Consider the following 26985-nt stretch of genomic DNA (forward strand, 5'->3'; position numbering starts at 1 on the left):
TTAGTCCTTCACCCCGAAGGGTTCTGGCGAGCTCGGCGCCGTAGGATCAGGTTCGTTCGACTCCGACGGCTATGACCGTCCCGTAGGAGGTGATGAAGTCGACGATTTTCCGGTATCCGGATCCCACGGCCAGGAATTCCCTGTCCTCTAGAGGTTTGCCGTGTTCGTTGATAACGGCTACGTGGTGTGTGTCGGCGTGGGTGTCGATACCCGCGATGACTTTTGGTGGTTCACTTGCCAAGATGGAAATTGCCCCTCAGTCGCGTCGAATACTGATTGATCGGGCGCGGGCCAGGTGGGCAGACAAAACGGAAATGGGACTGGTCGTATCAGGCTCCTATGTGGTCATGTCCGCCTGGCTCGACACCCCTTTTAACGGACCTTGAGCCAGCGGACAGATCGTCGGGAAGACGGTGCCGCCCGGCACGTCAATTTTTGGCTGGGTCACGCCGGCTCAAGGACTGTTCCAGTATTACCGTTTTTGGGTTCCGGATTTTTTGGATTTCAAGTCTTGGATTTCTGGTGTTGGAGTCCCAGTTCGTGGGTTTCAGATCCTCCGGAAGGGACTAGATGCCATGGGTGCGAGTCGTGGTCAGCCTCGGGCTCGCGCTCCAGTGTGAAGGCGGTGTCCTGGAGTTCATTCAGGACGTGGTCAGGCCAGGTGGGTGGTTCCCAGTCTTGGTGTTCGCTTTTGTAGTGTCGGCCGGTGGGTGAGGTCCAGCCGGGTGGTTCGTTTTTGCTGGCCGGGGTTGGTTGCCAGGTGGTGTTGTGTTTGAGGTGGTGGTGTTTGCGGCAGGGTTGGCCGAGGTTGTTGATGCCGGTGGTGCCGCCGTTTGCCCAGGCGAGGAGGTGGTCTGCTTCGTTGTCGAGGGAGTGGTTGTTGCAGCCGGGGAAGGGGCATTTGGCGTCGCGGAGTCTGAGCCAGCGGCGCATTGCTGTGGTGAGCCGGTAGCTGGTTCGGCCGATTTCCAGTGGTGCGCCGTCGCGGGGGTCGGTCAGGACGCGGTGGAAGGAGTGGGCTCCGTTGGTGACCAGGTTCCTTGCCATGGAGGCCGGGATGGGGCCGTGGCCGTCCAGGGTGGCAGGTTCGTCGGTCAGGCCCAGGAGCGAGAACACGGGCACGGTGACCAGCACCTGGGCCCGCGGCGGCCGGACCTGCCCGGCAGTGCCTCCTTCGCCGCCATCGCCGCCATCGCCGAGGCTATTTGCGCCCTTGATTCCGCCGCCGTTGATTCCTTCGCTGGCGCTTCCGCCGCCGTTGATCCCTCCGCTGCTGCTACGCCAGCTGGTGGTTTGGCCGCTGGTGCTTCCGGCGCCTATGAGAGTGCCGCTGTTAGTCCCACTATCAAGGAGTGCGCCGCTGGTGCCTCCGGCTCTGTCGCTGCCGGGGTTGCTGATCTCTCGGCAGAGGAGTGCGTTGGCGAGGGTGTCGGCGCGGAGTTGGGTGAGGGTGCGGGGCTCGGTGGGGCCTTGGAGTGCCCGGGCTGTGGTGGTGGTGTGTTCCCAGATGCCGGCGGCCTGGTCTGCGGGCAGGTAGGCGGAGAGCCAGGCCATTCCGTCGCGGTCCGGGGTGTATTCGACCCGGCGGTCCAGGACGCAGTTGGCGTGGCGGGTTTCGATCGAGACGGGGTGGTGGCGTTCGCGCCAGGTCCGGGCCCTGGCGCGGAACCTGGAGGGTGTGAGGTCCCCGGCGAGGCAGGCGCGGGCAGCATTGGCGGTGTCGGGGTCCAGGAAGTGGGTTTCCAGGGCGGCCGCACCGGCGGGGTCAAGGGCGCCTGTCTCGTCCACCATGCAGCGGGCGTGCTGCCAAGAAATCGACCCCGCCTGTAATGCCTGTAAGGTCAGCGGTAATGCCCTGGTGAGGGCATGGGATTCGGCGAGCAGGGCGCCTGCCGCGCGTTCACTGATGGTGAGGACACACGCGACCTCGGCGACGATGGACATCTCTATCGCCATTCGCTCCGGCAGGGATGCCACCGGAGGCGCCATAGCCCTTGTAGTGTCCGTGAATCCGGCTGCGGCCCGGACCGTCAGCGCTGCCGTCTTTGCTTGCAGCTGGGCAGCCTCTGCCAGAATATCCAGCCAGTCATCAGCCTCTTGCCGCATCGGATCAGTGACGGTACCACCCTCGAGTTCCCTACCGCGGACAATCCTGTTCAGCGCAGTTACGGAAGTCTTGATGGCCTCTATTACCTCTGTCGCTGCCGTCTTTTCCATGATCAAAGCATCCCAGGAGCGTCTGACATTAATGGGGCAGCAGATGGGTTATGTGGATATCCTGTGACCAGCCGCTTCTTCAGCGCAGCGACCTTGGCTTCCACCCGGACGATCTCGGCGAGCCCGGCCAAGCAGGCACCCTTTCGGGCCACCGCATCGACGTACGAGCCATATCCTGAAGCCGCCGGACCATTCAGGGGTGCTGCGAATTTCCATTTAATTACGGCGAGCGACGCAATAATCTGCGCCAGAGCTTTTCTGTTTTCAGCATCCCAGGCTGCTCTGCTTTCCATACCTCCAGCATCCCAACGCGGACTGATAGGAGGGAGGCAGCAGATGGCCTATGTGGATATCATCCGACCAACCAGCCTTCGGCCCAATCGTCCGCTCTCCGGAGGGGTGGGAGCCCAAGTGTCCGTTCGCGCCGTGCAGCAGGGCCCTAAGCGTCCGTTCGCGCTCCAACGCCCGCCCCAGTTGGAGGGTGTCTTAGCCCCCGGCAAAAGGCGGCAGCACGTCCACCACATCGCCGGGATTTAACACAGTGGTGCGGTCCCGCACGGCAACCTCGTTCAGCAGGAAGCTGCTCCGGGACAGGATGCGCGGCAGGGGAGGAGTGCCCGCAGGCGGCAGTGACCGTTCCACCCTCAGGACCGCGGCCAGCAGATCCTCCACGGTGGAGCCTGCCGGCAGGTCGAAGCGCTCCTCTTCCACACCCGCGGCGGCGCGTGCGGCAGCGAAGTAACGTACGTTCAAGAAATTCAGCCTCCGATAGCGCTCATGCTGCGGTCCGGCTGGACGAAATCCGGGGCGTCAAGTCCTACGTGGTCCATGCCGTGTGCTTTGGGTTTAACCCACATGGCATCCTGCCACCGTTCAGCAAGTGCCTGGTCGGTGACGCCTTCGCGCAGGAGTCCGAGCAGGTCGAACTCCTCCCGCGAGAACAGGCAGCTCATGATTTTGCCTTCCGCGGTGATGCGCGTCCGGCGGCAATCCGAACAGAACGGCTCCGTAACGGAGGCGATAATCCCCACGGTGCCCAGCACAGGTCCCTGCGGGTCCGCGGACCCGGCCACCCGGCGTCGTACTTCAAAGCGTTCCGCGGGTGCGCCGTCACGGGCCCGGGGGTCCGGGCTGAGGACGTAGTCCACGGAAAGCAGCCCGCGGATCTCGGCTGCAGTAATCATATTCCGGCGGGTCCAGCCGTGGTCCGCGTCCAGCGGCATCTGCTCAATGAACCGCAGTTCGTAGCCTCGGTCCAGCGCCCAGGCGAGAAGAGACGGCGATTCGGCATCATTGATGCCCCGCATTAGCACAGCATTGAGCTTCACCGGTCCCAGCCCCGCTGCCCAGGCGGCGTCAACCCCGGCCAGGACACGGTCGAGGAAGGGCCTCCGGGTCAGCTTGGCGAAGGTCTCCTCATGCAGGGAATCCAGCGAGACATTGATCCGGGTCAGGCCGGCGGCCTTGAGCGCCGCCGCCTTCTTGTCCAGGCCAACACCGTTGGTGGTCATGGAGATGGGGAGCTCCGGGTGGTTGCTCCGAATAGCCGCGATGATGCTTATCAGGTCTGCCCGGACAAGGGGTTCACCGCCGGTAAGGCGGAGTTCCCGAACACCGAGGAGGTCCACACCGATCCGTACGATCCGAACGATCTCCTCCGCGGACATCACTGCCTGCTTGGCCAGCCACTCCAGCCCTTCGGCAGGCATGCAATAAGTACACCGGAGGTTGCACTTGTCCGTGAGGGACAGCCGCATATCGGTGCCCCGGCGGCCGTAGCGGTCAAGGAGGCCAGGCGGTGTGCCGGCGGGCCGGATGGCAAGCTCCGGCTGTCCGGCGGGACCTGACCCCTCCCGCGGTTGCGGCATGCCTAGCTGAACACTCATGAATTCAGGCTACGCCACCTTCAGCCCCAATATCACGCCCGTGACGCGGGGGAATCTTACGGAAGTCCTACGGTTGTGCCCTGGGCCCGATCTTCCAGTGCCGCGGCGCCCCGGCGAACCTATGCTGGAGGAGTGAACAGGTCCCTACCGCCGCAGGACACAGCCGACGTCGGCAATCGCCGCATCCTGCTGGTCGAGGATGAGCAGATCATCGCTGGCGTGGTGCGTGATTACCTGCTTCAGGCCGGCTTCCAGGTGGACCTCGCCAAGGATGGATTCACCGCCCTGGACCTGGCCGCCGCCCGGCAACCCGACCTGGTCATCCTCGACCGGATGTTGCCCGGACTGGACGGAGTGGAGGTCTGCCGCAGGCTGCGGAAGAGCACGTCCGTGCCAGTGATCATGCTGACGGCGCTCGGCACCGAGGACGACAGGATCCTGGGGCTTGAGGTGGGCGCCGATGACTACATCACCAAGCCGTTCTCGCCCCGGGAGCTGGTGCTGCGGGTCCGGTCCGTGCTGCGCCGCAGCCTGCAGGAATTCAGCCCGGAACCACCCGTGGAAGTGGCTGGTTTCCTGCTGGACCCCGGTGCCCGCACGGTAACCCACCACGGCGTCCAGCTGTCCCTGACGGCCCGCGAATTCGATCTCCTGGCCTTCCTGCTCCGACATCCAAACCAGGCGTTCAGCCGGGAGGATCTCATTAAGGCGGTGTGGGGGTGGGATTTCGGTGATCTTTCCACTGTCACCGTCCATGTCCGGCGGTTGCGGGAGAAGATCGAGGCCGACCCCAGGCACCCGGACCTCCTCAAAACCGTCTGGGGCGTGGGGTACCGGCTGGACGTGCATGCACTGAGCGAGGCGGCCGATGCAAGTCAATGAGCTCGTTGTCATCGTTGGCCTGGCACTCCTCTGGGCGCTGGTCATCGGAGCGGGCGCCCTGCTGGTCCTCAAGGCCATGCAGCGTGCCACATTCGCTGTGCAGATCTGCGTCGTGGTCCTTGCCACGGTGGCCGTCCTGACCGCGGGGATGGTCAGCGCTTTCAACGCCATGGTCATTTCCGCCAGGGACCTTGAGGTCATGTGGTACATCCTGGCGATTGCCTCGGCAGTGGCGGTTGCCATCGCCTTGATCCTGGGAGCCAGAGTTTCCAGGAATGCCCGGGCGCTGGCCGAAGCCGCGCGCAGTATCGGCCGGGGCGAAACCTTGACGCTGACGGCCCCGCTGATGGGATCGGAACTCGCTGCCCTGGCGGACGAGCTGGAACTCAGCAGCCGCCGCCTGATGGAATCCCGGGAGCGGGAAGCCGCCGTCGAAAAGTCACGCCGCGAGTTGGTGTCCTGGATTTCACATGACCTGCGGACACCGCTGGCCAGCATGCGGGCGATGGCGGAAGCGTTGGAGGACGGCATGGCCGCTGATCCCTCCGCGTACCACCGCACCATCATTGCGCAGACGGAGCAGATGGCCGTGATGGTGAACGACCTGCTGGAACTCTCCAAAATCCAGGCCGGTACGCTGCACCTGAACGCCGAGCCGCTGGACCTTTACGATCTCGCCAGCGATGCCCTTACCGATCTGGCGCCCCTTGCCGCCCAAAGGAACATCAGGCTCGACGGCGGTGGGCACCGTGAGAGCCTGGCCATCGCCGATGGACCGTCTGTGGGCCGGGCGGTCCGAAACATGCTCCTGAACGCCATCCTCTACAGTCGCCCGGGATCGGACGTTATGGTCATGGTCGGCCGTGATGACGGGAGCGCCTCGGTCACCGTCACGGATGGCTGCGGCGGAATCCCGCCAGAGGACCTTCCGCATGTCTTCGAGACTGGCTGGCAGGGAAATCCGGCCCGCCTGCAGGCAGGGGACGGGGAGCACGCCGGAAGCTTCAGCTACAGCGGCGCGGGTGTGGGGTTGAGCATGGTGGCCGGGATAGCTCGCGCCCATGGCGGGGGCGTCAGCGTGGAAAACGTCGACGGCGGGTGCCGGTTTACACTCCGCCTCCCCGCTGAAGTGGCTCACTGGCTTGATTCGGATGGACCCGCACATTCTGCGAAGGGATCAGGGAACGCACCGTGACGGATAAGACACGCGATGGGCTGACAGAGGCAGCGTCGACGACAGCCGGGTCGACAGAGGCCGGGTCGACTGAGGCAGCGTCCACGAACGCCGGGTCGACAGAGGCAGCGTCCATCCAATCGCCATCGTCCACCCAGTCGCCGTCGAAAGCGCCAAGGAAAACATGGTGGGCTGCGGCCTCGGGGGTTACTGCCGCCGGAACCGGCGTGGTGCTGGGGGAACTGCTGGCAAGTCTTGTCAGCCCGTCAGTATCGCCGATGACAGCGGTGGGCGGGGCCGTGATCGACGCCGTTCCGCCGGCCGTGAAGGACTGGGCCATTGCCCTGTTCGGCACCGCGGACAAGATGGCTCTGCTGACGGGCATGGTGCTGGTCATCGGAGCCCTGGCCGCCCTGGCGGGAATAGTGGAACAGCGCAGGCGGTTTGCCGGCGTGGTGGTGATTGCCGTCTTTGCGCTTGCGGGACTGGCCGCGGTCCTGACCCGCGCACAGGTGACTCCGAACGCGATCGCCGTGCCTTTCGTGGCCGCATTGGTGGGGATGGTGCTGCTGCGCCTGCTGATCCGCCGGCTCCAGGCCTGGAACGCTTCGCCCTCTGACACAGGCGTATCTGACCCAGGCATACTTGACGCTGGCGTACCTGATGCAAACGAATCTGACGCACGTGGGATTCAGGGCGGCCACCCTCCTGCCAGACGGGCCTTCTTGCAGGTCTTTGCGGCCGGTGCCGCCGTTACCACCGTGGGAGGTGTCCTCGCGGCTCTGTGGCGAAGTGCTGCCGCAGGTATCAACGAGGCCCGTGAACGGCTGCGGCTTCCTGCCGCCCAATCGGCAGCGCCAGCCATTCCGGCCGGGGCTGAGGTTGGCCTCGACGGCATGCAGCCGCTCATCACCCCCAACCGCGACTTCTACCGTATCGACACAGCCCTCTCCGTTCCCGCCCTTGATCCGGGCTCCTGGGTTCTGCGGGTAACGGGCATGGTGGACCGGGAAATCGAGCTGGCCTTCGCTGAACTTTTGGCGAAACCCCTGATGGAGCGGCACATAACCATCGCGTGTGTTTCGAATGAGGTGGGCGGTGACCTGATAGGCAACGCCAGGTGGCTCGGCTGGCCGGTGCGGGAGCTGCTGGCGTTGGCAGGACCAAAACCCGGGGCGGACATGGTGCTCTCACGGAGCTCGGACGGCTGGACTGCCAGTACGCCGCTCGACGTCCTCACCGATACCAGGGACGCCTTACTTGCAGTGGGCATGAACGGGGAACCGCTGCCACTGGAACACGGGTTTCCCGTCCGGCTGGTTGTCCCGGGCCTCTACGGCTACGTCTCGGCCACCAAGTGGCTCACGGAGCTCAAGGTGACCACGTTTGCCGACGACACCGCCTACTGGACGCCGCGGGGCTGGTCGGCCCGCGGACCCATCAAGACGTCCTCACGGATCGACGTGCCCCGGAGCGGCCGTCCCGTAACGGCGGGAACTGTGATGTTCGGTGGTGTGGCCTGGGCCCAGCACACCGGGATCGGCACGGTGGAACTTCGGGTCAACCGCGGACCGTGGCAGGCGGCCGAGCTGGCCCCCGGGATCTCGTTGGATACGTGGTACCAGTGGAAGCTGGGCATCGACCTCACCCCCGGGCAGTACGAGGTCCAGGTCCGCGCCACAGATCTCGACGGCGAACCCCAGGACGAGGAACGCCGCCCCGTTGCACCCGACGGGGCTACAGGCTTCCACACGATTAGAGTTGACGTGAAACCCTGATGGCAGCAACCGAAGGCAGGACCATGCACAGCCCTCCGCACCAGCACGGCCACGCCCCGACCCACACTTCGGCCAACCCTGACCAGACTGAACAAACCCAGGCTGAAACAGCCCACCCAGCATCAGCCCAAGCCGAACATGCCCACGCAGCACCAGCCCACACGCCCCGTTCCGTAGCCGGGCACCGCGCCGCCGTGGCACGGCTGCTCGCCGGATTGCGCTCCGCTGACCGGACGGAAACCGTGACCCTGCAGGCGGCCCTGGGCCGGGGGCTTGCCTACGACGTCACTGCTCCCATCAGCCTCCCGCCGTTTGCCAACTCCCAGATGGACGGCTTTGCCGTCAACAGCTCAGACATTCCCGACGACGGGGCGGAGCTGCGCGTGGTGGCCCCCGTCCCCGCAGGTGCCACCCCGGCCGCCCTGGAGCCCGGCACAGCTGCCCCCATCATGACCGGCGCCATGATTCCCGACGGAGCGGACGCCGTCGTCCCCATCGAAAGGGCGGTGCCGGACCGCTTCCCCGCCCCCGGGCAGCGGTCCACAGTCAGGCTTCCGGCAACCGGGGCCGGGACGTTTGTCCGGGCCGTGGGAAGCGATCTCCTCGCCGGAGAACGGGCGCTGGCCGCCGGGACGCACCTGGGTCCTGCGCAGCTGGGGCTCCTGGCCGCGCTGGGCATTGACACCGTGACGGTTCACCGGCAGGTAACTGTCCTGCTTGCCGCAACAGGGGACGAAGTGGTGGAACCCGGCCAGGCGCTGCCCGCCGGCAAGATCTACGATGCCAACGGGACGCTGCTTGAAGGCGCCATGCGGCAGGCTGGCCTGAACGTCATCCGCACGGCTATCTCCGCTGACCGGCCCGAAGAGCTGGAGCTCCTGTTGCGTGAACACGCGCCGGCTGTCGATCTGGTCGTCACCACCGGTGGGGTCAGCAAGGGCGCCTACGAAGTGGTGCGCCAAGCCATGGAAGGGCAGCAGGCCCAATTCCTGCATGTGGCCATGCAGCCCGGCGGGCCCCAGGGGATCGGCACGTTCGATGCCGTCCCTTTCCTGGGCTTTCCGGGCAACCCCGTCAGCTGCCTGGTTTCCTTCGAGATGTTCCTCCGCCCCGTGCTGGCCGGGCTGTTCGGCTCACCGGCACCACGCGTCCCGGTCCGGGCCCGGCTTGCCCACGGACTCAGGTCCCCGGAACATAAGCATCAGGTCCGCCGCGGCACTCTCCACCCGGACGGGACCGTTGGACTTGAAGGCGGCGAAAGTTCGCATCTGATGCACGCCCTGGCGGGTTCAAATGTGCTGGTGCATGTCCCGGAAGGGGTCTCGGCGCTCGCCGAGGGCGATGAAGTGGAAGTATGGATGCTGTGAATGCAGAACAGAGCCCGCCTTCCCTCACCCACCTCCGGCAGGATGGCACCGCCCAGATGGTGGATGTTTCGGCAAAGGCCGAAACCACGCGCCAGGCCACCGCAACCGCCACCGTGACAAGCACCCGGGAGGTTCTGGACCTTCTGGGTTCCGGCGGCCTGCCCAAAGGGGATGCCCTGGCCGTGGCACGGGTGGCAGGCATTATGGCGGCTAAGAAGACTCCTGAACTGATCCCGCTGTGCCATCCACTGCCGCTGTCCAAAGTGACAGTGGACTTCGAACTGGCGGCAGATTCCGTAAACATCCTGGCCACGGTTAAGACGCGCGGCGTCACCGGCGTGGAAATGGAAGCCCTCACAGCGGTGTCCGTCGCCGCCCTGAGCGTGTACGACATGATCAAGGCCGTGGACAAGCACGCCGTGCTTACCGATATCAAAGTGCTGGCCAAAAGCGGCGGCAAGAGCGGGGACTGGACACTATGAGCAGCACCACCGAGAGCACACTGAACATGCCTGAACCGCACCGGCACGGGGAGGTACAGGGGCGGAAGGCCGGCGTGGTTATCGCCTCCACCCGGGCAGCAGCCGGTATTTACGACGACGAGACCGGTCCGGTGATCATCGACTGGCTCAAGGAGCACGGCTTTGAAGCCTTTCCGGCCATGGTGGTGCCGGACGGCGAACCCGTGGGCGCGGCCGTCCGGGCGCTGCTCACCCAGCACCCCGCCGTCGTCATCACCAGCGGCGGTACCGGGCTCAGCCCGGATGACCGCACACCAGAGGTCACGTTGCCCCTCCTTGATCGGGAAATTCCGGGCATCATGGAGGCTATCCGCCGTGCCGGAGCTGCCAAGACCCCGCTGGCAGCATTGAGCCGCGGTTATGCCGGGTCTTCCGGCAAGACTTTTATTGTTAACCTGCCCGGATCACCCAAAGGCGTCATGGACGGGCTGTCCGTCCTTGACCCGGTGATCGGGCACCTGTGCGACCAGTTGGAAGGCGGCCATGGACACTGAATCAGTTTTTGAGGTGGTACGTGCGGTGTTGAGTGCGGAGCCCATCTCCGTGGACCAGGCCATTGCGGCAGTGGAGTCGGACACCGCCGGGGCTGTGGTCAGCTTCAGCGGAGTGGTCCGGAACCACGACGGCGGCAAGGCAGTTGAGCGGCTCAGTTACAGTGCGCACCCCACGGCGCATCAGGTGATGGCCGACGTCGTCGCGCAACTGGTGGCCGAACAGGAGCCGGGGGACGCCGGCGCCGGTCAGCCCGTGCGCATTTGGGCCGCCCACCGGATTGGCATGCTGGAAATCGGGGATCCGGCGCTTGTTTGCGCTGTATCCGCCGCTCACCGTGGCCAGGCTTTTGCGGTGTGTTCGGAACTGGTGGACCGGATCAAGGAACAGGTGCCGATCTGGAAGGAACAGTTCTTTGCCGACGGCTCTGTTGAATGGGTCGGCGCGGGCGCCTGAGCCTGATCATGACTGTGAGCCGGGTCATGACCTTGAGCCGGGCAGCGACTGAGGGGTAACGCACAGCTTCACGTTCCGTACCTCAACGGGGCCGACGGTAGGGTTAACGGCATGACCGAACAACACCCCGCCCCACTGCGCGTCGCCGTGCTGGGCGCCAATGGGCGCATGGGCGCCGAAGCCGTCAAGGCCGTCGAAGCCGCCGCCGATCTCAAGCTGGTGGCCGCCCTGGGCCGCGCTGATTCATTGGATCAGCTGGCCTCTTCCGGAGCCGAATATGTTGTGGACCTGACGGTTCCCGAAAGCACCGAAGCCAACGTCCGGTTCGCCGTCGAACACGGCATGCACGCCGTCGTGGGAACCACCGGCTGGGATGCCGAGCGACTCTCACGCCTGGAGGCTCTGCTGGCGGCTCACCCGGGGCAGGGCGTTTTGATTGCCCCCAACTTTGCCCTCGGATCCGTGCTGGCCTCTGCCTTCGCCGCCAAGGCAGCACGGTACTTCGAGTCCGTTGAAATCATTGAGCTGCACCACCCGGACAAAGTGGACGCGCCCTCCGGCACTGCCATCCGCACGGCCCAGCTCATCGCCGCGGAACGAGCCGACGCGGATGTTCCCCGCAGTCCTGACGCCACCACAACCGAGCGGGCCGGTGCCCGTGGGTCCGACGTGGACGGCGTCCGCGTGCACAGCGTCCGGCTCCGTGGCCTGGTGGCCCATCAGGAAGTCCTGCTGGGAGGCCCGGGGGAGCAGCTGACCCTTCGCCATGACTCGTTCGACCGCGCTTCCTTTATGCCCGGCGTACTGCTGGGCGTGCGCAACGTCGCGGCGCATCCCGGGCTCACCGTGGGGTTGGACGGCTACCTGGACCTGGGGTTCTAGGCCATGGATAATTTCCTGGCCGCGTTCCGGAAGAACCGCACCAAAATCTGGGTGGGCGCCGTAACCCTCCTGCTGGTCTTCTACTTGGTGGTGTCCTTCCAGCGGTCCGTGTTGCTGCTTTTGGACAGCAACCTGACTGCCAAAGCCATCGGCGCGGCCTACCTGGTGCTGCCGGTTATCGGCGCCTGGGCCCTGATCCGCGAGCTGATGTTCGGCGCCCGCACCGAACAGATGGCAAAAGTCCTTGAAGCTGAGGGCGGCCTGCCCGTGGATGACCTGCCGCGCACCCCGGGCGGACGGATCGTTCGCTCTGCCGCGGATCAGGAATTCGAAAAATACCGTATCGAGGCTGAAGACGCCCCGGACGATTGGCGTTCATGGTTCCGGCTGAGCTGCGCCTACGACGCCGCAGGGGACCGCAAACGCGCACGCGCGTCCATGCGTGATGCCATCCGCCTTTTCCGTGGCAAGGTTCCGGCCTAGTCCTGCCTACGGCTTGGCCGTTATGACTCCATGGCGGCCCAGCTGGTTGGCCATGTGCCCGAGCCACTCAAGGGGGCCGCGCCACTTGAGCAGGACAAACACCATCCCCACAATGATCGCGGTTGCGGCGTGGGCAAAATACATCCCGTCCTCTGTCCAGCCGGCAGGCAATGGCTTCAGGTAGAAGCCGGCCACCACCCAGATGTGGACCGTGTACAGCGTCAGGGTCATGGCTCCCGCCCCGCGCAGGGGCAGCAACAGATCCAGGTTCAGCCAGTCGGCCAGTTTGCCGAGCAAAAGGCAGGCCCCCACAACGGCCGCCGCCACGGCAGACGTATGGGCCAGGTCCAGCGTCGTCGCAGAATGCGGCGCTGCGGACGCCAGCCACCACCAGGACCCTTCCTGGTTGATGCCCGTGAGGTTGACCTGCAGGACACTGTCCAAGGGGTAGTTCGGGGCGTTCAATACGTCCTGCAGGGCTTCCCTGCCACCCCAGTTCTCCATCGCGGCCGTGCCAAGGGCCTTGGTCAGGACGGCCACCACCGTTCCACCGACCAGCAGCACCACCGGAACCAAGGCCTTGGTAAGCGCCAGCCGGCCAATCGCCAGCCCCACCAGCAGGTAGGCCACCCACTGAAAAACGGGGTAGTAGCCAGTGAAGAATAAGTCTCCCAGCAGCCGCGAAGGCACCAACAGGTCTTCCCACTTTGGATTGTGGCCAAGCTTCAGGGGCGGGTTCGATGCCATCAGCCACGGGCGCAGCAGGTAGGCAAGCACCGGGGACGCCACGATCCAGCCGGCTGCCCACATGCACAACGCTTTCAGCTTCAGCCCCAGGAATGGCAGGACGCACAGGAACAGCACCGCGTAGTGAACCAGGATAATTGCCAGGTTCACTTCAAGGCCGCCAAGAGTCAGGCCGACGGCGGCAATCACCAGCGCCCGCAGCGCCACGCCGCGGCTGGCTGCACCGAGAGCCTTGCCTTCCAGCGGCACCTGCTTTCCCGTGGAGAGTGCCAGCCCAACTCCGGCCAGCACTGCAAACAGGGCGGCAGACCGGCCGGAGAACGTGAGGCCAATCCAGGTAGGGGTGAGGTTGGCGTTGGCCTCAAATGTAGGCAGCAGATGGGTGGCCATCATGCCCAACAGGGCCAGGCCTCGTGCCGCATCGATGCCCCTGAGCCGGTCCGGCCGCGATGCGCTGCGGGGCGCCCTGGAAGGTCTGGCGGTGGCACGGGAGGTCATGAGCAGATGTTCTCACACCTGACTTGGAACCGCCTGTCAAGCCGGCTTCCAGCCGCCGGACCCAGACAAAACGCAGGGCCAATCCGCCCTTGTATTCGAATATATGTTCGAATACGATGGGGCTCATGCACACTCCATCGCAGCATCCGCAGCCGGGAACACCAGCCGGGTCAGCGCCGCATGTCAGGCGCCCTGGGCTGCCGGACCAGTCCGCCGGGCTGATGAAGGCCATGAGTCCGGGAGTCGTTGACTACCTTTTCAGGCAGCTCGTCGCAGGAGAGCCGCCAGAGGACGTCCAATGGCAGCGGGAGGGCATCACGCTCGCGGCACAGCCCCCGGGAGCGGAGCTGGCACGGCGGCTCAGCGAAACGGACCTCGAGGCCCTCACGCCCACCGAGCTGTTCCACTACGTCAGGGCCGCCCAGCGGTTGGCATCCTGGGCGGAGGGGCTGCGGGAGGCTGCGGTGGCCAGGTACTGCCAGCCCATGGCCGCGCCGGTCGGGCCATATGAAGCAGTGGATAGTGGGAGCGTCCGGCCCGGGGACCAGAATTGTCCCGAGGTGCCGCAGTTTGCGGAGGCAAAACTTCCTGAAATCCGGCGTGAGCTTCCCTAGGATGGTGGGGTGAGTGATGCCCTGACTGTTTCCACCGTCCAGTACCAGGCGCTGGACGGCGGCGTCGCCACCAATGCCATGGAGCATGTGCGCCTGATCGAAGATGCCGAGTCCCACGGCTCCAGGCTGGTGGTTTTTCCCGAACTGTCCCTGACGGGGTATGACCTGCCGCTGCTAAAGGACCCCGGGCAGTGGCTCCAACCGGAGGATCCGCGGCTTGGTGATGTCCGCGAGATCTGCCGCCGGACCGGGATCACGGCAGTTGTCGGGGGCGCCTACCGGGAAGCCGATGGCACGCCCAGGCTCGCTGCACTGGCCATTCATCCTGAAGGCGTCACGGACGTCGCCTTCAAGACGCATCTTCATGGCCAGGAGAAGGACATCTTCGCCCCCGGCGGGGGTGCCGTCGTTCTGGAGCTGGATGGCTGGAAGATTGCGCTGGCCATATGCTTCGATGCCGCCGTCCCCTCCCATTCGGTGCTGGCAGCCGGGTCCGGGGCGGACGCCTATGCGCCGTATCCGCCCTCTACACCCGTGAGGAAGAACACCGGCTCGCTCTTCACCTGGGCGCCCGGGCCATGGACAATCGAATGTTCGGCATCCTGGCGAACCTCGGCGGAACCACCACCCTGGGCCCTTCGTGCGGCCTGAGCGGATTTTGGGGGCCTGACGGCCTGCTGATGAAAAAGGCGGCGGGAACAGGCACGGAGGTGGTCACAGCCATTCTGCAGCGCAGTGCGTTGCGAAAGTTTCGGTGAGGGCTCGCCGGATGAAGACTGGCTTCCCATGGAGGACGCGCGTCTTCTTCGCGGCAGTGACGCGGCGACATGTAGCTGACACTTGACGTTCATCACGCCTTGCCCATTGTCCTAACCAGCCGTGCACAGGGTAACGTTTTTGCCATGGCTGATACATCCGCGAACATCCCTGCTCTTGGTACCCTGCTGACCGCAATGGTCACGCCCTTCACCAAGGACGGCGCTGTGGATTACAAGCAGGCCGCGGAGTTGGCGGTCAAGCTGGTTGATGACGGCTGCGACGGCCTCGTAGTCACCGGAACCACTGGCGAAACCTCCACCCTCACGGACGAGGAAAACCTCGGCATGTTCCGCGCCGTTAAGGAAGCTGTGGGAGGCCGGGCCGCCATCATTGCCGGCACCGGCACCAACGACACTGCTCACTCAGTACACCTTTCCCAGCAGGCCGCAGCGGTGGGCGTGGACGGACTCCTGCTGGTCACGCCTTACTACAACAAGCCAAGCCAGGCCGGCGTCCGGGCGCACTTCGAGACCATCGCGTCATCCGTTGACGTGCCCGTGATGCTCTACGACATCCCCGGCCGGTCGTCTATCCCGATCGAGCCCGAAACCATGATCCGGCTGGCGCAGCACCCGAACATCGTCGCCGTCAAGGACGCCAAGGCCGACTTCGTCGCCGCCACCCGCGTCATGGCAGAGACTGATCTGCTCTTCTACTCCGGCGACGACGGCCTGACACTTCCATGGATGGCCCTGGGCGCAGTAGGGCTCGTAGGTGTGACAACGCACGTCGCTACCCGCCGCTTCAGGGAACTGATCGACGCCATCAACGCGAACGACCTCGGAACGGCCCGCAAGATCAACTTCGAGCTCCAGCCTGTCGTGCGGGCAACGATGACCCGCGTGCAGGGGGCCGTTGCGGCCAAACAAATTCTTAAATGGCAGGGAGTCCTGCCCAACTCGATTGTCCGTTTGCCCCTCGTGGAGCCGGACGAAGCCGAGATCGAAACCATCCGCGAGGACTTGGCGGAAGGAGGGCTGGTCTTTTCCTGAGGGCAAAGACCGGCACCCTTCCGCCTGGAAAGTAGTGCACTATGACCCAAATCGCCCTTCCTGGCCTTGTCACGCCTCCACGCCTGCCGCAAGGCACCCTTCGGATCGTTCCGCTGGGTGGCCTGGGGGAGATCGGCCGGAACATGGCTGTGTTCGAAATCGACGGCAAACTGCTCGTCGTTGACTGCGGTGTCCTCTTCCCCGAGGAAACACAGCCCGGCGTTGACCTGATCCTGCCCGATTTCTCCTATATCGAGGACAGGGTCAACGACATTGTTGCCGTCGTCCTGACGCACGGCCATGAGGACCACATCGGCGCCGTTCCTTACCTCCTGCGGCTCCGCAGCGATATCCCGCTGGTGGGTTCACAGCTCACCCTGGCTCTCATCGAGGCCAAGCTGCAGGAACACCGGATCCGTCCGTATACCCTGACGGTGGCCGAGGGCCAGGTGGAGAAGTTCGGTCCCTTCGAATGTGAGTTCGTTGCCGTCAACCACTCCATCCCGGACGCCTTGGCAGTGTTCATCCGGACAGCAGGCGGCACCGTCCTGCACACCGGCGACTTCAAGATGGACCAGCTCCCGCTGGACGGCCGCATCACGGATCTCCGTCACTTCGCCAAGCTGGGCGAAGAGGGCGTGGACCTCTTTATGTCCGATTCCACCAACGCGGACGTGCCTGGCTTCACCACCGCGGAAAAGGAGATCGGCCCCACGCTGGAACGGCTCTTCGGGCAGGCAACAAAACGCATCATCGTCGCGTCGTTCTCTTCGCACGTCCACCGGGTCCAGCAGGTGCTCGACGCCGCAGCCAAGCACAACCGAAAAGTGGCCTTTGTGGGCCGGTCCATGGTCCGGAACATGGCCATCGCCGACAAGCTGGGCTACCTTGATGTTCCCGAGGGTCTCCTGGTGGACATCAAGAACATCGACAACCTGCCGGACAACCGCGTCGTCCTGATGTCCACAGGTTCCCAGGGCGAGCCCATGGCTGCACTGTCCCGCATGGCCAACGGTGACCACCGGGTGGTGGTGGGGGACGGCGATACCGTCATCCTCGCTTCCAGCCTGATTCCCGGCAACGAGAACGCCGTATTCCGCATCATCAACGGCCTGCTCAAGCTCGGTGCGGACGTTATCCACAAGGGCAACGCCAAGGTCCATGTGTCGGGCCACGCTGCCGCCGGTGAGCTGCTGTACTGCTACAACATCCTGGAGCCTCTCAACGCCATGCCTGTGCACGGTGAGACCCGCCACCTGATTGCCAATGGCAAGATCGCCATCGAGTCCGGCGTCCCCACGGCCAGCGTCATTCTGGCGGACAACGGCACGGTGATCGACCTGAAGGACCACCGCGCCGACGTGGTGGGCCAGGTGGAAGTGGGCTTCGTGTACGTGGACGGCTCCAGTGTCGGAGAAATCACCGACGCCGACCTCAAAGACCGTCGCGTCCTCGGAGACGAAGGCTTCATCTCCATCATCACAGTCATCAACAAGGCCACGGGCAAGGTGGTTTCCGGACCCGAAATCCACGCCCGCGGTGTCGCCGAGGACGATTCAGTCTTCGACGACATCATCCCCAAGATCAACGCGGCGCTGGAAGAGGCAGTGCTGAACCATGCAGACCACACCAGCCACCAGCTCCAGCAGGTTGTCCGCCGTGTTGTCGGCACCTGGGTCAACCGCAAGCTGCGCCGCCGGCCCATGATCATTCCCGTGGTGCTCGAAGCGTAGGAGCCACAGGAACGGCAGGGCCCGGTTCTTCGGAACCGGGCCTGTCCTGTATCCGGCCAAGCAACCTGCCAGGCCTTTCCTGCCAGGCCTTTGAGTGGTGGCAGGGGCGGCAACATGGAGGCCCCTGAAAGCGCGGAAATCCGCGGAAATCAGGCCCGGTTCGGGTACCGTGGCAGGTATGGCCACTCGTACTACGTCCGCGTCCAGAGGCAATTCTGGCGGCACTTCCGGCAGCAAAGCCGGCTCTGCCGCGGGCCGCGGGGCCGGCTCTGCGGCGTCCAAGACCGGCCGGACCACAGGTTCCTCCGGAAGCCCGCGCACCCGCCGGCTTCCCGCCGTCGAACAGCGCGATCCCTGGCTCCTGCGCGTTGTAGGCGGCGCTTGGCTGGGAATCGGCCACCTCGTGGGCGGCGGGGTCCGCAGGATTGGCCACGACGTCAGTGACGTGCCCCCGGAGGAACGCCGCGACGGAGCAGCCCTGTTCAACCTCGCGCTGGGGATCTTCATCGCCACCTTCGCATGGTGGGGGTTGACCGGTTGGTTCCCCGATGCGGTCTACAGCGTGGTCAACGGCACGTTCGGCTGGATGTCCCTGCTCCTCCCGCTCATGCTGTTTGTCTGTGCCTTCCGCCTGTTCCGGCAGCCGGCGGACGGCCGAGGAAACAACCGCGTGGGGATCGGCTTCCTCATCATGACGTTCGCGGGCTGCGGCCTCGCCCATGTCCTGGGCGGACAACCCACCGTTGCCGAGGGCTTCGACGGACTCCGCCAGGCGGGCGGCATGCTTGGTTTCCTGGCTGCATCGCCCTTAGCCGCCATCCATCCGGGGGTGCCACTGGGAATCTACGGCCTGCTGGCATTTGTGTCCCTGCTGATCATCACCGCCACACCATTCACGGCGATTCCGCGGCGTATCCGCGGCGCCTACGAGCACCTCATGGGCATTGACCTGCAGGAACAGGACGAGTCAGGGGACGGCCACGACCGCAGCTACCTCTATGAAACGCCGGCCGCCGCTGCACCCCAGAAGAAGAAGCGCAGGCGATTCTTCGGCAAGGATGAAGAGCCCGACGCCGGTCTGGAGGGGTATGTCGGGGATGAAGCCTTCGAGCATGCCGTCATCGATGACGAGGATGCAGCAGACGCCGCCAAGGGAAGCAAGGCAGCGCGTCCCGCACCCGGGGTACGGCGCCCCACGCAGGCGGAAATCGCCGTCGAAAAGATCAAGGCAGCGCAGGGGCTGGGCAGTGCCGCAGCTTCGGTGGGGGAGAACGCCACCGAGGCCATTCCCCTGGTGACTCCCGGGATGGTGGCAGCCGGCTCGCTCAACCCCGCCCAAACCAGCGTGCCGGCCGCCGTGCCGCACGTACCGGCAAACCCGGTGAGCCCCGCGCCGCCGCCCACGCCCATTCCGCAGCGCACTGAACAGCTTTCCCTCGCCGGCGACGTGACGTACACGTTGCCGTCGTCGGACGTTTTGACCCCCGGCTCCATTCCGAAGGAGCGTACGGAGGCAAACGACGCCATCGTCGCTTCGCTGACGGAAACGCTGAACCAGTTCAACGTGGAGGCCCAGGTTACCGGTTTCAGCCGTGGTCCCACAGTGACCCGGTACGAAATCGAGCTGTCGCCCGGCACCAAGGTGGAGCGGGTCACCGCGCTGTCCAAGAACATCTCCTACGCCGTGGCCAGCTCCGACGTCCGGATCCTCAGCCCCATCCCGGGCAAGTCCGCCATCGGCATCGAGATCCCCAACACAGACCGCGAAACAGTCTCCCTGGGCGACGTGCTGCGCAGCCAGAACGCCCGCCGGACGGACCACCCCATGGTGATGGGAGTAGGCAAGGACGTTGAAGGCGGCTACGTGGTGGCCAACCTGGCCAAGATGCCCCACCTCCTGGTGGCCGGTGCCACCGGTGCCGGTAAGTCCTCGTTCGTGAACTCGATGATCACCTCGATCCTCATGCGGGCGACGCCGGATGAGGTCCGCATGGTGATGGTGGACCCCAAGCGCGTGGAACTGACCGCCTACGAGGGTGTCCCGCACCTGATCACGCCCATCATCACCAACCCCAAGAAGGCCGCAGAGGCGCTGCAGTGGGTGGTCCGCGAGATGGACGCCCGTTATGACGACCTTGCCAATTACGGCTTTAAGCACATCGACGACTTCAACAAGGCGGTGCGGGCCGGCAAGGTCCATCCGCCGGTGGATTCCAAGCGCGTCATCCGGCCCTACCCGTACCTGCTGGTGATCGTGGACGAGCTCGCCGACCTCATGATGGTGGCCCCGCGTGACGTCGAAGACTCCATTGTCCGCATCACCCAGCTAGCCCGGGCCGCCGGCATCCACCTCGTGCTCGCCACCCAGCGCCCGTCCGTGGACGTCGTTACGGGCCTGATCAAGGCCAACGTCCCCTCCCGGATGGCGTTTGCCACGTCCTCCGTAACGGACTCCCGCGTGGTCCTGGACCAGCCCGGCGCCGAGAAGCTCATTGGCCAGGGTGATGCACTCTTCCTGCCCATGGGCGCCTCCAAGGCCATGCGCGTGCAGGGCGCCTGGGTCACGGAGTCCGAAATCCACAAGGTCGTGGAGCACGTCAAGGGCCAGCTTCAGGCCGTCTACCGCGACGACGTCGCCCCCGAGGCACAAAAGAAGCAGATCGACGACGACATTGGAGACGATCTCGAGGTCCTGCTGCAGGCCACTGAGCTGGTGGTCACCACCCAGTTCGGCTCCACGTCGATGCTGCAGCGCAAGCTGCGGGTCGGCTTCGCCAAGGCGGGGCGCCTGATGGACCTGCTGGAATCCCGCGGTGTGGTGGGCCCCTCGGAAGGATCCAAGGCCCGGGATGTGTTGGTGAAGCCTGATGACCTGGCGGCCGTGCTGGCTGCCATGAAGGGCCAGGAGGCGCCGTTGGTCGCTGATTCGCAGACCGCTGCCCTGAGCGAGAATGCCAACGCCAACATTGGGCAGGGCGGCTATGCCGAAGACCTGGTGGCGGCGGATCTTGAAAAGCGTACGCAGAACGTTGAATATTACGACGGCGCCGATTCGCCCCCAGGCTCCTATGGGGACGATGAAGACGGTTCCGAAGACGCCTGGTCGCTCACCGGGCGCTAGCCCAAAGAATGTAGCCTTGGAGGGTGACTAGCACCGAAGCAACCGCCGCCGGCTCCAGCAGTTCCAGGATCTGGAATCTTCCCAACGTCCTGACCATGCTGCGCATCGCGCTGGTGCCTTTCTTCGTCTGGTTCCTTCTTGCGGACGCCCCCGGGCTGCAGAGTGAAGCGGGGCTGTGGCGCTGGGCAGCGGTACTGGCCTTCGCCGTCGCGATTTACACAGACAAGCTCGACGGCGATATCGCCAGGAGCCGTGGCCTTGTCACTGATTTCGGTAAAATCGCCGACCCCATCGCCGACAAACTGCTGATTGGCTCGGCGCTGGTCATGCTGTCCGTCCTGAATGAACTGCCCTGGTGGGTGACAATTCTCATCCTCGTCAGAGAATGGGGCATCACCGGCCTGCGTTTCTTTGTCATCCGCTACGGTGTCATTCCCGCATCGCGTGGCGGCAAGCTCAAGACCGTGGTGCAGACCGCAGCCATCTTCCTGTATCTCCTGCCGCTGGGGGCACTGGCGCCCTGGCTGGTATGGCTGGCCTTCACCGTCATGATGGCGGCGGTGCTGATTACCGTGTGGACCGGGGTGGAGTACGTGGTGGAGGCACTGCGGCTGCGGGCGCAGGGCAAGCGCGCCGGAACGAAAACCATCAACAACCAGTAACTGACCCCCAGTGCGGAACAAACCAGGCAAAAGGAGCCGACGTGACAAACCTCCATCACCTCGCCGAACAGGCCGTTAAGACTGCACTGGATGGGGGAGTCACCGTAGCCACTGCCGAATCGTTGACCGCAGGGATGGTTTCCGCTGTTCTGGCCGACACTGCCGGTGCATCGGGAATGCTTCAGGGCGGGGTGGTCGCGTACCAGAACTCGGTAAAAATGGAGGTGCTGGGGGTTTCGCCTGAACTGCTCGAGGCCGCCGGTTCAGTAGACGGCGATGTGGCCGCGGCCATGGCAGCGGGGGCCCGCAGGCTGTGTGGTTCCGACGTCGGTGTGGCCACCACAGGCGTGGCCGGACCGGAGGAACACGACGGAAAAGCCGTAGGTACTGTCTACATTGGCATTGCGACTCCGGAAGGATCCGGTTCCTTCGAGTATGGCTTTACCGGCAGCCGGGCAGACATCCGCGGCCAGGCCTGCGGGGCTGCCTTGGAAAGACTGCTTGCTGCCCTGGCTTCCGGAAGCTACCGGGCGTAAAGTTGCCGGGAACAAATCCCGATACCCAACAGTTATTACATTGTGTCGCTTCCGGCTAGCGGAGGCGCCTAGGATGAATACACCACCACGGTTCGCTCCAGGGCGGACCGGAACCATGAGGGAGCAAGGCGATACAGATGGTAAAGCAGCCCGTATCCGTAAACGGCGTTGTCCGCTGGAAGGATGTGGGCCTCGCCGATCAGGGCAAGAGTGAACAGAAGGAGCGCAAAATGGTTGTACTTCGTCACGAAATTGGTGATGTCCTGCGCGATGTCCGCCAGCGCCAGGGCCGTACGCTCCGCGAAGTTTCGCACAGCGCCCGTGTTTCCTTGGGATACCTCAGTGAAGTCGAGCGGGGCCAGAAGGAGGCTTCCTCAGAGCTTCTGTCGTCCATCTGCTCTGCTTTGGATGTTCCGTTGTCCAGCATGCTCCGTGAAGTCAGTGACCGTGTTGCTGTCGCCGAGGGCGTTGCCGTTCCGGACACCGTGCCCCAGGAATTCTCCCAGCGTTATGGCCGTGACCTCGACCGCGACCTCAACGCTGAACTCAACAACGAACTCTCGAAGGGCCTGCTCTCCGGCGCACGCTAGCCGCTTGCAGCACCCTGCCAAGTACAAAAGCCTCCGGCCTGTCGCCGGAGGCTTTTTGCTGCCTTGCTGCTTCCCGCCCTGCTGGTTCCCGCCCTGCTAGGTCCCGCGGTTGCTACTTCCCGCCGTTGCTACTTCCCGCCGTTGGCCGGAACGGCGTCAGCCTGAGCGGCATTTGTTGGGGCGGCATCGTCTTTGGGGAAGCCGTCCCGCTCGTAGATCGCATTCAGTTTTGCCATGTATTCGGCGAGCGTCTGCAGCTCCTCAAGTGGCCATTCACCCAGCCGCTCCCTGAAAACCTGCCTCCGCGCGTCCTGGACCAGGTGCATCTTTTCCTCGCCCTTTTCTGTCAGGCGGATGGATTGGGCCCGCCCGTCCAGGGGATCGGCTTCCTTGGACACCAGGCCAACGCTTTCGAGGAAGGCGATCTGCCGGCTAATGGACGGCTTACCCACGCCGATGCTGAGCGCGAGGTCAGTGAGCCTGATGGGTCCCTCCCTGCGGATTACTGTCAGCAGGCCATAGGCGGCCGGTTCCATGTCTGGATGGACCTGGCGGGACAACTGATGCGATACAGACCGCGCGCGACGCCAGAACAGGCTGATCTGATGCTCCACGGTCTTCAGTGCCGCATCTACGGTGTCGTCTGCAGGACCTGCAGCAACAGGAACGTCAGGGGAGTTGCTCATAGCAACAATTCTAGGCTCCGCTGCCGTGAGAGAATCTATTGGTGCGAATTAGTGACTACTGGCGGCTCATGGACGACGAATTTGGCGCAGGCTATTCCAGGGTTCTGAGCAGCACGCTCGTGCTCGCCGGCGTCGGCGGACGCACCGCCGATCAGGCGTTGGCCGCTGGAATAAGTCCCAGGGCCGTGTGGCTGGCCATCTGCGACGTGCAGGATGTGCCGCCGGAGCGCCGCCTGGGACGCGACATCAAACCTCACCGCGACTAAGTCTTCGGACCTTGACACGCCGCAGGATTGTTCGAATATCTGTTCGGGTAAAGCTATGCTTTTCCCAGCGGGTTATCCACATGGCCAATGTCATCCGGCCATAATGTCAGTGGGTGCCATTAGCGTCATTGATGACCAGTTAGCGGCCGCTGAGGCCACTCCACAGCGAGAAAACATTAGAGGTGTGAACCATGGCGGCAGCCCCGGATCGTGAAAAAGCGTTGGAAGCAGCGCTGGCCCAGATTGACAAGCAGTTCGGTAAGGGCTCGGTCATGCGGCTGGGCGATGAAGTCCGGGCCCCCATCGAGGTCATTCCCACCGGATCCATCGCCCTGGATGTTGCCTTGGGCATTGGTGGCCTGCCCCGTGGCCGTGTCGTCGAGATTTACGGCCCGGAATCCTCGGGTAAGACAACCGTTGCGCTGCACGCTGTGGCCAATGCCCAGCGCCAGGGTGGCATCGCGGCGTTTATCGACGCCGAGCACGCCCTGGATCCTGAATACGCCGCAAAGCTGGGGGTGGACACCGACGCACTCCTGGTTTCCCAGCCGGACACAGGCGAGCAGGCCCTCGAAATCATGGACATGCTGATCGGCTCGGGCTCCCTTGACGTTATCGTCATTGACTCTGTGGCTGCCTTGGTTCCCCGGGCGGAAATCGAAGGTGACATGGGAGACAGCCACGTTGGTCTCCAGGCCCGCCTGATGAGCCAGGCCCTGCGTAAGATCACCGGCCGCCTGAGCCAGACCAAAACCACCGCAATCTTCATCAACCAGCTCCGTGAAAAGATCGGCGTCTTCTTCGGCTCGCCGGAAACCACCACCGGTGGTAAGGCACTGAAGTTCTACGCCTCCATCCGCATCGACGTCCGCCGCATTCAGACTCTCAAAGAGGGCGCAGACTCCGTGGGTAACCGGACCAAGGCCAAGATCGTCAAGAACAAGATGGCACCGCCCTTCAAAATCGCCGAGTTCGACATCATCTACGGCCAGGGGATCTCCCGCGAGGGCGGCATTATCGACATGGGCGTCGAGCACGGCATCATCAAGAAGTCCGGTTCCTGGTTTACCTACGACGGCGATCAGCTCGGACAGGGTATGGAGAACTCCCGCAGGTTCCTTCGCGACAATCCTGAACTCGCAGCCGAACTTGAACGTTTGATCAAGGAAAAGCTCGGCGTGGGGGTCCCCAAGCCTGCGGCCGATGAATCCAAAGACACTCCGAAGCTGAAGGCCGTTGACGGGTTCTAGCAGCGAGGCGGGTTCTGGCAGTGCGGCGGGTTGTGACAGCGCCGCGGGGTTCGACAGCGAGGCGGGTTTCAGCAGCGAGGCAGGGTTCAATGGGGGAGCGAGTCACGGGGGCGCTGTAGGTCGCCGGAGTTCGGCACGTTCCCGCGCCGGGGGTGCGGGGCGCCGCCGTCCCCGGCAGGACGGTCCGGATCCGAAGTCATCCATTGCAGGGGACGCAGAGCCGGATCCGGCGTCGGTTGCCCGTGCCATCGTGCTCCGGCAACTGACCAGCTCGGCGAAGAGCCGGCTGCAGCTGGCCCGGAAACTTGCCGAGCGGAACATCCCGGAGGATGTGGCCGAGGCTGTGCTGGACCGCTTCCAGGAAGTCCGTCTCATTGACGACGCCGAGTTCGCGGATATGTGGGTGCGCAGCCGTTCGCATTCACGCAAGCTGGCCAAAGGGGCTCTGCGCCGGGAACTTGAGGACAAGGGCGTCGCTCCGGAGACGGCAGCTGCCGCCTTGGAGCAACTCTCCGATGCCGACGAGGAAACGGCTGCCCGCCAACTCGTGGAGCGGAAACTTCGGCCGGGGACGGACCTCTCAGACCGTGCGGAACGAGACAAGGTCACGCGGCGTCTGGCTTCGATGCTGGCCCGGAAGGGTTACCAGCCGTCCCAGGCTTTCCGGATCGTCAGTGAAGTACTGGACGCCACTGCTGGCGGCCGGCAGGGCGGGTAACCTGGCCGGGCAGCACCAACACCGCCGGCCGTGGGAACCCGGTACCCTTAACAGGTGAGTTTGACCATTCCTTCCCCCGCATCCGGTGTTGCCCCTTCCGCCATCTCTGCTGCTGCGCGCCCACGTACTTATCAGGTACGTACCTTTGGCTGCCAGATGAACGTCCATGATTCGGAGCGGATGGCCGGCATGCTGGAATCTGCCGGTTACGTGCCGGCCGACGGTGAGCAGGCAGACGTGGTGGTGTTTAACACCTGCGCAGTCCGGGAAAATGCCGACAACAAGCTTTACGGCAACCTGGGGATGCTCGCACCCGTTAAGGCCGCCAACCCTGGGATGCAGATCGCCGTCGGTGGCTGCCTTGCCCAGAAGGACCGGGAGACCATCCTGAAGAAGGCGCCGTGGGTGGACGCCGTGTTTGGTACGCACAACGTCGGCGCACTCCCTGCGCTGCTGGACAGGGCGCGCCACAACAACGAAGCCCAGCTGGAGATCCTCGAATCGCTCGATGTCTTCCCGTCCACGCTGCCTACAAAGAGGGACTCTGTCTACTCGGGCTGGGTGTCGATCTCCGTGGGGTGCAACAACACCTGCACGTTCTGCATCGTGCCTGCCCTGCGGGGCAAGGAAAAGGACCGTCGGCCCGGCGACATCCTCGCCGAAATCCAGGCGCTGGTGGATGACGGTGCCATCGAAGTGACGCTCCTCGGGCAGAATGTCAACTCGTACGGTGTGGAGTTCGGGGACAGGCAGGCATTCTCCAAACTGCTCCGCGCGTGCGGCGAGATAGAAGGCCTGGAACGGGTTCGGTTTACCAGCCCGCATCCAGCGGCCTTCACCGATGATGTTATTGATGCCATGGCCGAAACGCCTAACGTGATGCCCCAGCTGCATATGCCACTGCAGTCAGGTTCAGACAAAGTTCTCAAGGACATGAAACGGTCCTACCGGTCCACCAAATTCCTTGGCATTCTGGACAAGGTCCGGGACAAGATCCCACATGCCGCCATCTCCACGGACATCATTGTCGGCTTCCCCGGCGAAACCGAAGAGGATTTCCAGGCCACGCTGGACGTTGTGGAGAAATCACGGTTCGCCACCGCGTTTACCTTCCAGTACTCGAAGCGGCCAGGCACTCCGGCCGCTGATCTTCCTGACCAGCTGCCCAAGGCCGTGGTGCAGGAGCGCTTCGAACGCCTCACCGCGCTCCAGGACAGGATCGCAGCAGAGGAGAACGCCAAACAGCTCGGCCGCCGCGTGGAAGTAATGGTGACAGCCCAGTCAGGCCGTAAAGCCGAAGAAACCCACCGGCTCTCCGGACGTTCCCAGGACCAGCGGCTGGTGCACTTCTCCGTACCTGTTGGTGCCCCGGCGCCCCGCCCTGGTGATCTCGTCACCGTCACCATTACCGAAGCCGCAGCTTTCCACCTTGTGGCCGATCCCGCTGCCGGTGACTACGTCCTTCGCCGGTCCCGTGCCGGCGACGCCTGGGACAGGTCGCAGGCAGATTCCTGCGGTGCCCCTGCACCAGGATCGATCGGGGGACAAGGCAACGGCGCCGGCCGCACGGGCGTTTCGCTGGGGATGCCGACGCTGCCGGTACGCAGCCGCTGAC

General features: G+C 64.4%; 28 protein-coding genes. 21 read left to right on the plus strand and 7 right to left on the minus strand.

All coding sequences use genetic code 11. The features are described 5' to 3' along the window. Nucleotides 1-46: 46 nt before the first annotated feature. The 5 genes from M1E17_RS07810 to moaA form a co-directional block, all read right to left on the minus strand. A complete protein-coding gene (locus M1E17_RS07810) occupies nt 47-241 on the minus strand; it encodes a hypothetical protein (RefSeq protein ID WP_457966612.1) in 195 nt (64 codons plus the stop codon). A 263-nt stretch (nt 242-504) separates the two neighbouring features. Beyond that, complete coding sequence (locus tag M1E17_RS07815) at nt 505-2217, minus strand: DUF222 domain-containing protein (RefSeq protein WP_457966613.1); 1713 nt, start codon at nt 2215-2217, stop codon at nt 505-507. Nucleotides 2218-2219: 2 nt separating this feature from the next. Then, nucleotides 2220-2510, minus strand: coding sequence for a hypothetical protein (locus M1E17_RS07820; RefSeq protein ID WP_457966615.1), 291 nt, complete (start codon nt 2508-2510; stop codon nt 2220-2222). A 193-nt stretch (nt 2511-2703) separates the two neighbouring features. After that, complete coding sequence (locus M1E17_RS07825; protein WP_457966616.1) at nt 2704-2970, minus strand: MoaD/ThiS family protein; 267 nt, start codon at nt 2968-2970, stop codon at nt 2704-2706. A 5-nt stretch (nt 2971-2975) separates the two neighbouring features. Next, nucleotides 2976-4103 (minus strand): GTP 3',8-cyclase MoaA, encoded by a 1128-nt coding sequence (moaA, locus tag M1E17_RS07830; RefSeq protein ID WP_457966617.1) that lies wholly within the window; start codon nt 4101-4103, stop codon nt 2976-2978. 132 nt (nt 4104-4235) lie between these two features. Between moaA and M1E17_RS07835 the strand changes: the two genes are divergently transcribed. The 9 genes from M1E17_RS07835 to M1E17_RS07875 all read left to right on the plus strand — a co-directional run bounded on the left by M1E17_RS07835 (nt 4236) and on the right by M1E17_RS07875 (nt 12138). Beyond that, nucleotides 4236-4985 carry a response regulator transcription factor gene (locus M1E17_RS07835; RefSeq protein ID WP_457966618.1) on the plus strand — a complete coding sequence of 250 codons (750 nt, stop codon included), beginning with the start codon at nt 4236-4238 and terminating at the stop codon, nt 4983-4985. Beyond that, entirely contained in the window at nt 4972-6180 is a 1209-nt protein-coding gene (locus M1E17_RS07840) for a sensor histidine kinase (protein ID WP_457966619.1), read from the plus strand. Before M1E17_RS07835 ends, M1E17_RS07840 begins: the two co-directional genes overlap by 14 nt. 257 nt (nt 6181-6437) lie before the next feature. Beyond that, nucleotides 6438-7937 (plus strand): molybdopterin-dependent oxidoreductase, encoded by a 1500-nt coding sequence (locus M1E17_RS07845; RefSeq protein ID WP_457967639.1) that lies wholly within the window; start codon nt 6438-6440, stop codon nt 7935-7937. Continuing rightward, nucleotides 7937-9304 (plus strand): molybdopterin molybdotransferase MoeA, encoded by a 1368-nt coding sequence (locus M1E17_RS07850; protein ID WP_457966620.1) that lies wholly within the window; start codon nt 7937-7939, stop codon nt 9302-9304. The genes M1E17_RS07845 and M1E17_RS07850 overlap by 1 nt, the downstream gene beginning before the upstream one ends. Then, nucleotides 9292-9786: a cyclic pyranopterin monophosphate synthase MoaC gene (gene moaC / locus M1E17_RS07855; protein WP_457966621.1), complete on the plus strand. Its 495-nt coding sequence runs from the start codon at nt 9292-9294 to the stop codon at nt 9784-9786. Before M1E17_RS07850 ends, moaC begins: the two co-directional genes overlap by 13 nt. After that, complete coding sequence (locus M1E17_RS07860) at nt 9783-10319, plus strand: MogA/MoaB family molybdenum cofactor biosynthesis protein (RefSeq protein ID WP_457966622.1); 537 nt, start codon at nt 9783-9785, stop codon at nt 10317-10319. The genes moaC and M1E17_RS07860 overlap by 4 nt, the downstream gene beginning before the upstream one ends. After that, a complete protein-coding gene (locus M1E17_RS07865) occupies nt 10309-10773 on the plus strand; it encodes a molybdenum cofactor biosynthesis protein MoaE (RefSeq protein WP_457966623.1) in 465 nt (154 codons plus the stop codon). The genes M1E17_RS07860 and M1E17_RS07865 overlap by 11 nt, the downstream gene beginning before the upstream one ends. Nucleotides 10774-10884: 111 nt before the next feature. Further along, complete coding sequence (dapB, locus tag M1E17_RS07870) at nt 10885-11655, plus strand: 4-hydroxy-tetrahydrodipicolinate reductase (RefSeq protein WP_457966624.1); 771 nt, start codon at nt 10885-10887, stop codon at nt 11653-11655. 3 nt (nt 11656-11658) lie between these two features. Then, nucleotides 11659-12138 (plus strand): hypothetical protein, encoded by a 480-nt coding sequence (locus M1E17_RS07875; RefSeq protein WP_457966625.1) that lies wholly within the window; start codon nt 11659-11661, stop codon nt 12136-12138. Between the two features lie 6 nt (nt 12139-12144). On the opposite strand, the gene M1E17_RS07880 is transcribed toward M1E17_RS07875, so the two are convergent. After that, complete coding sequence (locus tag M1E17_RS07880; protein WP_457966626.1) at nt 12145-13383, minus strand: heparan-alpha-glucosaminide N-acetyltransferase domain-containing protein; 1239 nt, start codon at nt 13381-13383, stop codon at nt 12145-12147. 125 nt (nt 13384-13508) lie between these two features. Between M1E17_RS07880 and M1E17_RS07885 the strand changes: the two genes are divergently transcribed. The 8 genes from M1E17_RS07885 to M1E17_RS07920 all read left to right on the plus strand — a co-directional run bounded on the left by M1E17_RS07885 (nt 13509) and on the right by M1E17_RS07920 (nt 22450). Further along, nucleotides 13509-13997: a hypothetical protein gene (locus M1E17_RS07885; protein WP_457966627.1), complete on the plus strand. Its 489-nt coding sequence runs from the start codon at nt 13509-13511 to the stop codon at nt 13995-13997. 9 nt (nt 13998-14006) lie between these two features. After that, on the plus strand, nt 14007-14648 hold the full coding sequence (locus M1E17_RS07890) for a carbon-nitrogen hydrolase family protein (protein WP_457966628.1): 642 nt from the start codon (nt 14007-14009) through the stop codon (nt 14646-14648). Between the two features lie 251 nt (nt 14649-14899). Next, a complete protein-coding gene (gene dapA / locus M1E17_RS07895; protein WP_457966629.1) occupies nt 14900-15808 on the plus strand; it encodes a 4-hydroxy-tetrahydrodipicolinate synthase in 909 nt (302 codons plus the stop codon). Nucleotides 15809-15849: 41 nt separating this feature from the next. Next, nucleotides 15850-17541 (plus strand): ribonuclease J, encoded by a 1692-nt coding sequence (locus M1E17_RS07900; protein ID WP_457966630.1) that lies wholly within the window; start codon nt 15850-15852, stop codon nt 17539-17541. 178 nt (nt 17542-17719) lie between these two features. Continuing rightward, nucleotides 17720-20662: a DNA translocase FtsK gene (locus tag M1E17_RS07905; protein ID WP_457966631.1), complete on the plus strand. Its 2943-nt coding sequence runs from the start codon at nt 17720-17722 to the stop codon at nt 20660-20662. A gap of 23 nt (nt 20663-20685) precedes the next feature. Continuing rightward, nucleotides 20686-21324, plus strand: coding sequence for a CDP-diacylglycerol--glycerol-3-phosphate 3-phosphatidyltransferase (pgsA, locus tag M1E17_RS07910; RefSeq protein WP_457966632.1), 639 nt, complete (start codon nt 20686-20688; stop codon nt 21322-21324). A gap of 41 nt (nt 21325-21365) precedes the next feature. After that, entirely contained in the window at nt 21366-21860 is a 495-nt protein-coding gene (locus tag M1E17_RS07915; RefSeq protein ID WP_457966633.1) for a CinA family protein, read from the plus strand. A 137-nt stretch (nt 21861-21997) separates the two neighbouring features. Beyond that, on the plus strand, nt 21998-22450 hold the full coding sequence (locus M1E17_RS07920) for a helix-turn-helix domain-containing protein (RefSeq protein WP_267278475.1): 453 nt from the start codon (nt 21998-22000) through the stop codon (nt 22448-22450). A gap of 128 nt (nt 22451-22578) precedes the next feature. Here M1E17_RS07920 and M1E17_RS07925 read toward each other — a convergent pair whose 3' ends face one another. After that, the gene (locus M1E17_RS07925) at nt 22579-23136 is read right to left on the minus strand and encodes a MarR family winged helix-turn-helix transcriptional regulator (protein ID WP_457966634.1); all 558 of its coding nucleotides are present in this window, start codon (nt 23134-23136) and stop codon (nt 22579-22581) included. A 41-nt stretch (nt 23137-23177) separates the two neighbouring features. Here M1E17_RS07925 and M1E17_RS07930 point away from each other — a divergent pair, with 41 nt between their 5' ends. The 4 genes from M1E17_RS07930 (at nt 23178) to miaB (ending at nt 26984) form a co-directional block, all read left to right on the plus strand. Then, entirely contained in the window at nt 23178-23402 is a 225-nt protein-coding gene (locus M1E17_RS07930; protein WP_457966635.1) for a DUF3046 domain-containing protein, read from the plus strand. Nucleotides 23403-23593: 191 nt separating this feature from the next. Next, entirely contained in the window at nt 23594-24652 is a 1059-nt protein-coding gene (gene recA, locus M1E17_RS07935) for a recombinase RecA (RefSeq protein WP_457966636.1), read from the plus strand. Between the two features lie 202 nt (nt 24653-24854). Beyond that, nucleotides 24855-25370 (plus strand): regulatory protein RecX, encoded by a 516-nt coding sequence (locus M1E17_RS07940; RefSeq protein ID WP_457967641.1) that lies wholly within the window; start codon nt 24855-24857, stop codon nt 25368-25370. A gap of 54 nt (nt 25371-25424) precedes the next feature. After that, the gene (gene miaB, locus M1E17_RS07945; RefSeq protein WP_457966637.1) at nt 25425-26984 is read left to right on the plus strand and encodes a tRNA (N6-isopentenyl adenosine(37)-C2)-methylthiotransferase MiaB; all 1560 of its coding nucleotides are present in this window, start codon (nt 25425-25427) and stop codon (nt 26982-26984) included. Nucleotide 26985: the final 1 nt, after the last annotated feature.

The organism is Arthrobacter sp. D1-29, assembly GCF_054130585.1.

Bases quoted from the DNA above. Each gene is read 5' to 3' on its own strand.
- M1E17_RS07920 (WP_267278475.1), top strand. From the start codon at position 21,998: ATGGTAAAGCAGCCCGTATCCGTAAACGGCGTTGTCCGCTGGAAGGAT.
- M1E17_RS07905 (WP_457966631.1), top strand. From the start codon at position 17,720: ATGGCCACTCGTACTACGTCCGCGTCCAGAGGCAATTCTGGCGGCACT.
- M1E17_RS07875 (WP_457966625.1), top strand. From the start codon at position 11,659: ATGGATAATTTCCTGGCCGCGTTCCGGAAGAACCGCACCAAAATCTGG.
- recA (WP_457966636.1), top strand. From the start codon at position 23,594: ATGGCGGCAGCCCCGGATCGTGAAAAAGCGTTGGAAGCAGCGCTGGCC.
- M1E17_RS07815 (WP_457966613.1), bottom strand. From the start codon at position 2,217: ATGGAAAAGACGGCAGCGACAGAGGTAATAGAGGCCATCAAGACTTCC.
- M1E17_RS07865 (WP_457966623.1), top strand. From the start codon at position 10,309: ATGGACACTGAATCAGTTTTTGAGGTGGTACGTGCGGTGTTGAGTGCG.
- M1E17_RS07820 (WP_457966615.1), bottom strand. From the start codon at position 2,510: ATGGAAAGCAGAGCAGCCTGGGATGCTGAAAACAGAAAAGCTCTGGCG.
- dapA (WP_457966629.1), top strand. From the start codon at position 14,900: ATGGCTGATACATCCGCGAACATCCCTGCTCTTGGTACCCTGCTGACC.
- M1E17_RS07840 (WP_457966619.1), top strand. From the start codon at position 4,972: ATGCAAGTCAATGAGCTCGTTGTCATCGTTGGCCTGGCACTCCTCTGG.
- M1E17_RS07900 (WP_457966630.1), top strand. From the start codon at position 15,850: ATGACCCAAATCGCCCTTCCTGGCCTTGTCACGCCTCCACGCCTGCCG.
- moaA (WP_457966617.1), bottom strand. From the start codon at position 4,103: ATGAGTGTTCAGCTAGGCATGCCGCAACCGCGGGAGGGGTCAGGTCCC.
- M1E17_RS07925 (WP_457966634.1), bottom strand. From the start codon at position 23,136: ATGAGCAACTCCCCTGACGTTCCTGTTGCTGCAGGTCCTGCAGACGAC.
- moaC (WP_457966621.1), top strand. From the start codon at position 9,292: ATGGATGCTGTGAATGCAGAACAGAGCCCGCCTTCCCTCACCCACCTC.
- M1E17_RS07845 (WP_457967639.1), top strand. From the start codon at position 6,438: ATGACAGCGGTGGGCGGGGCCGTGATCGACGCCGTTCCGCCGGCCGTG.
- dapB (WP_457966624.1), top strand. From the start codon at position 10,885: ATGACCGAACAACACCCCGCCCCACTGCGCGTCGCCGTGCTGGGCGCC.
- M1E17_RS07850 (WP_457966620.1), top strand. From the start codon at position 7,937: ATGGCAGCAACCGAAGGCAGGACCATGCACAGCCCTCCGCACCAGCAC.
- M1E17_RS07885 (WP_457966627.1), top strand. From the start codon at position 13,509: ATGCACACTCCATCGCAGCATCCGCAGCCGGGAACACCAGCCGGGTCA.
- M1E17_RS07860 (WP_457966622.1), top strand. From the start codon at position 9,783: ATGAGCAGCACCACCGAGAGCACACTGAACATGCCTGAACCGCACCGG.
- M1E17_RS07880 (WP_457966626.1), bottom strand. From the start codon at position 13,383: ATGACCTCCCGTGCCACCGCCAGACCTTCCAGGGCGCCCCGCAGCGCA.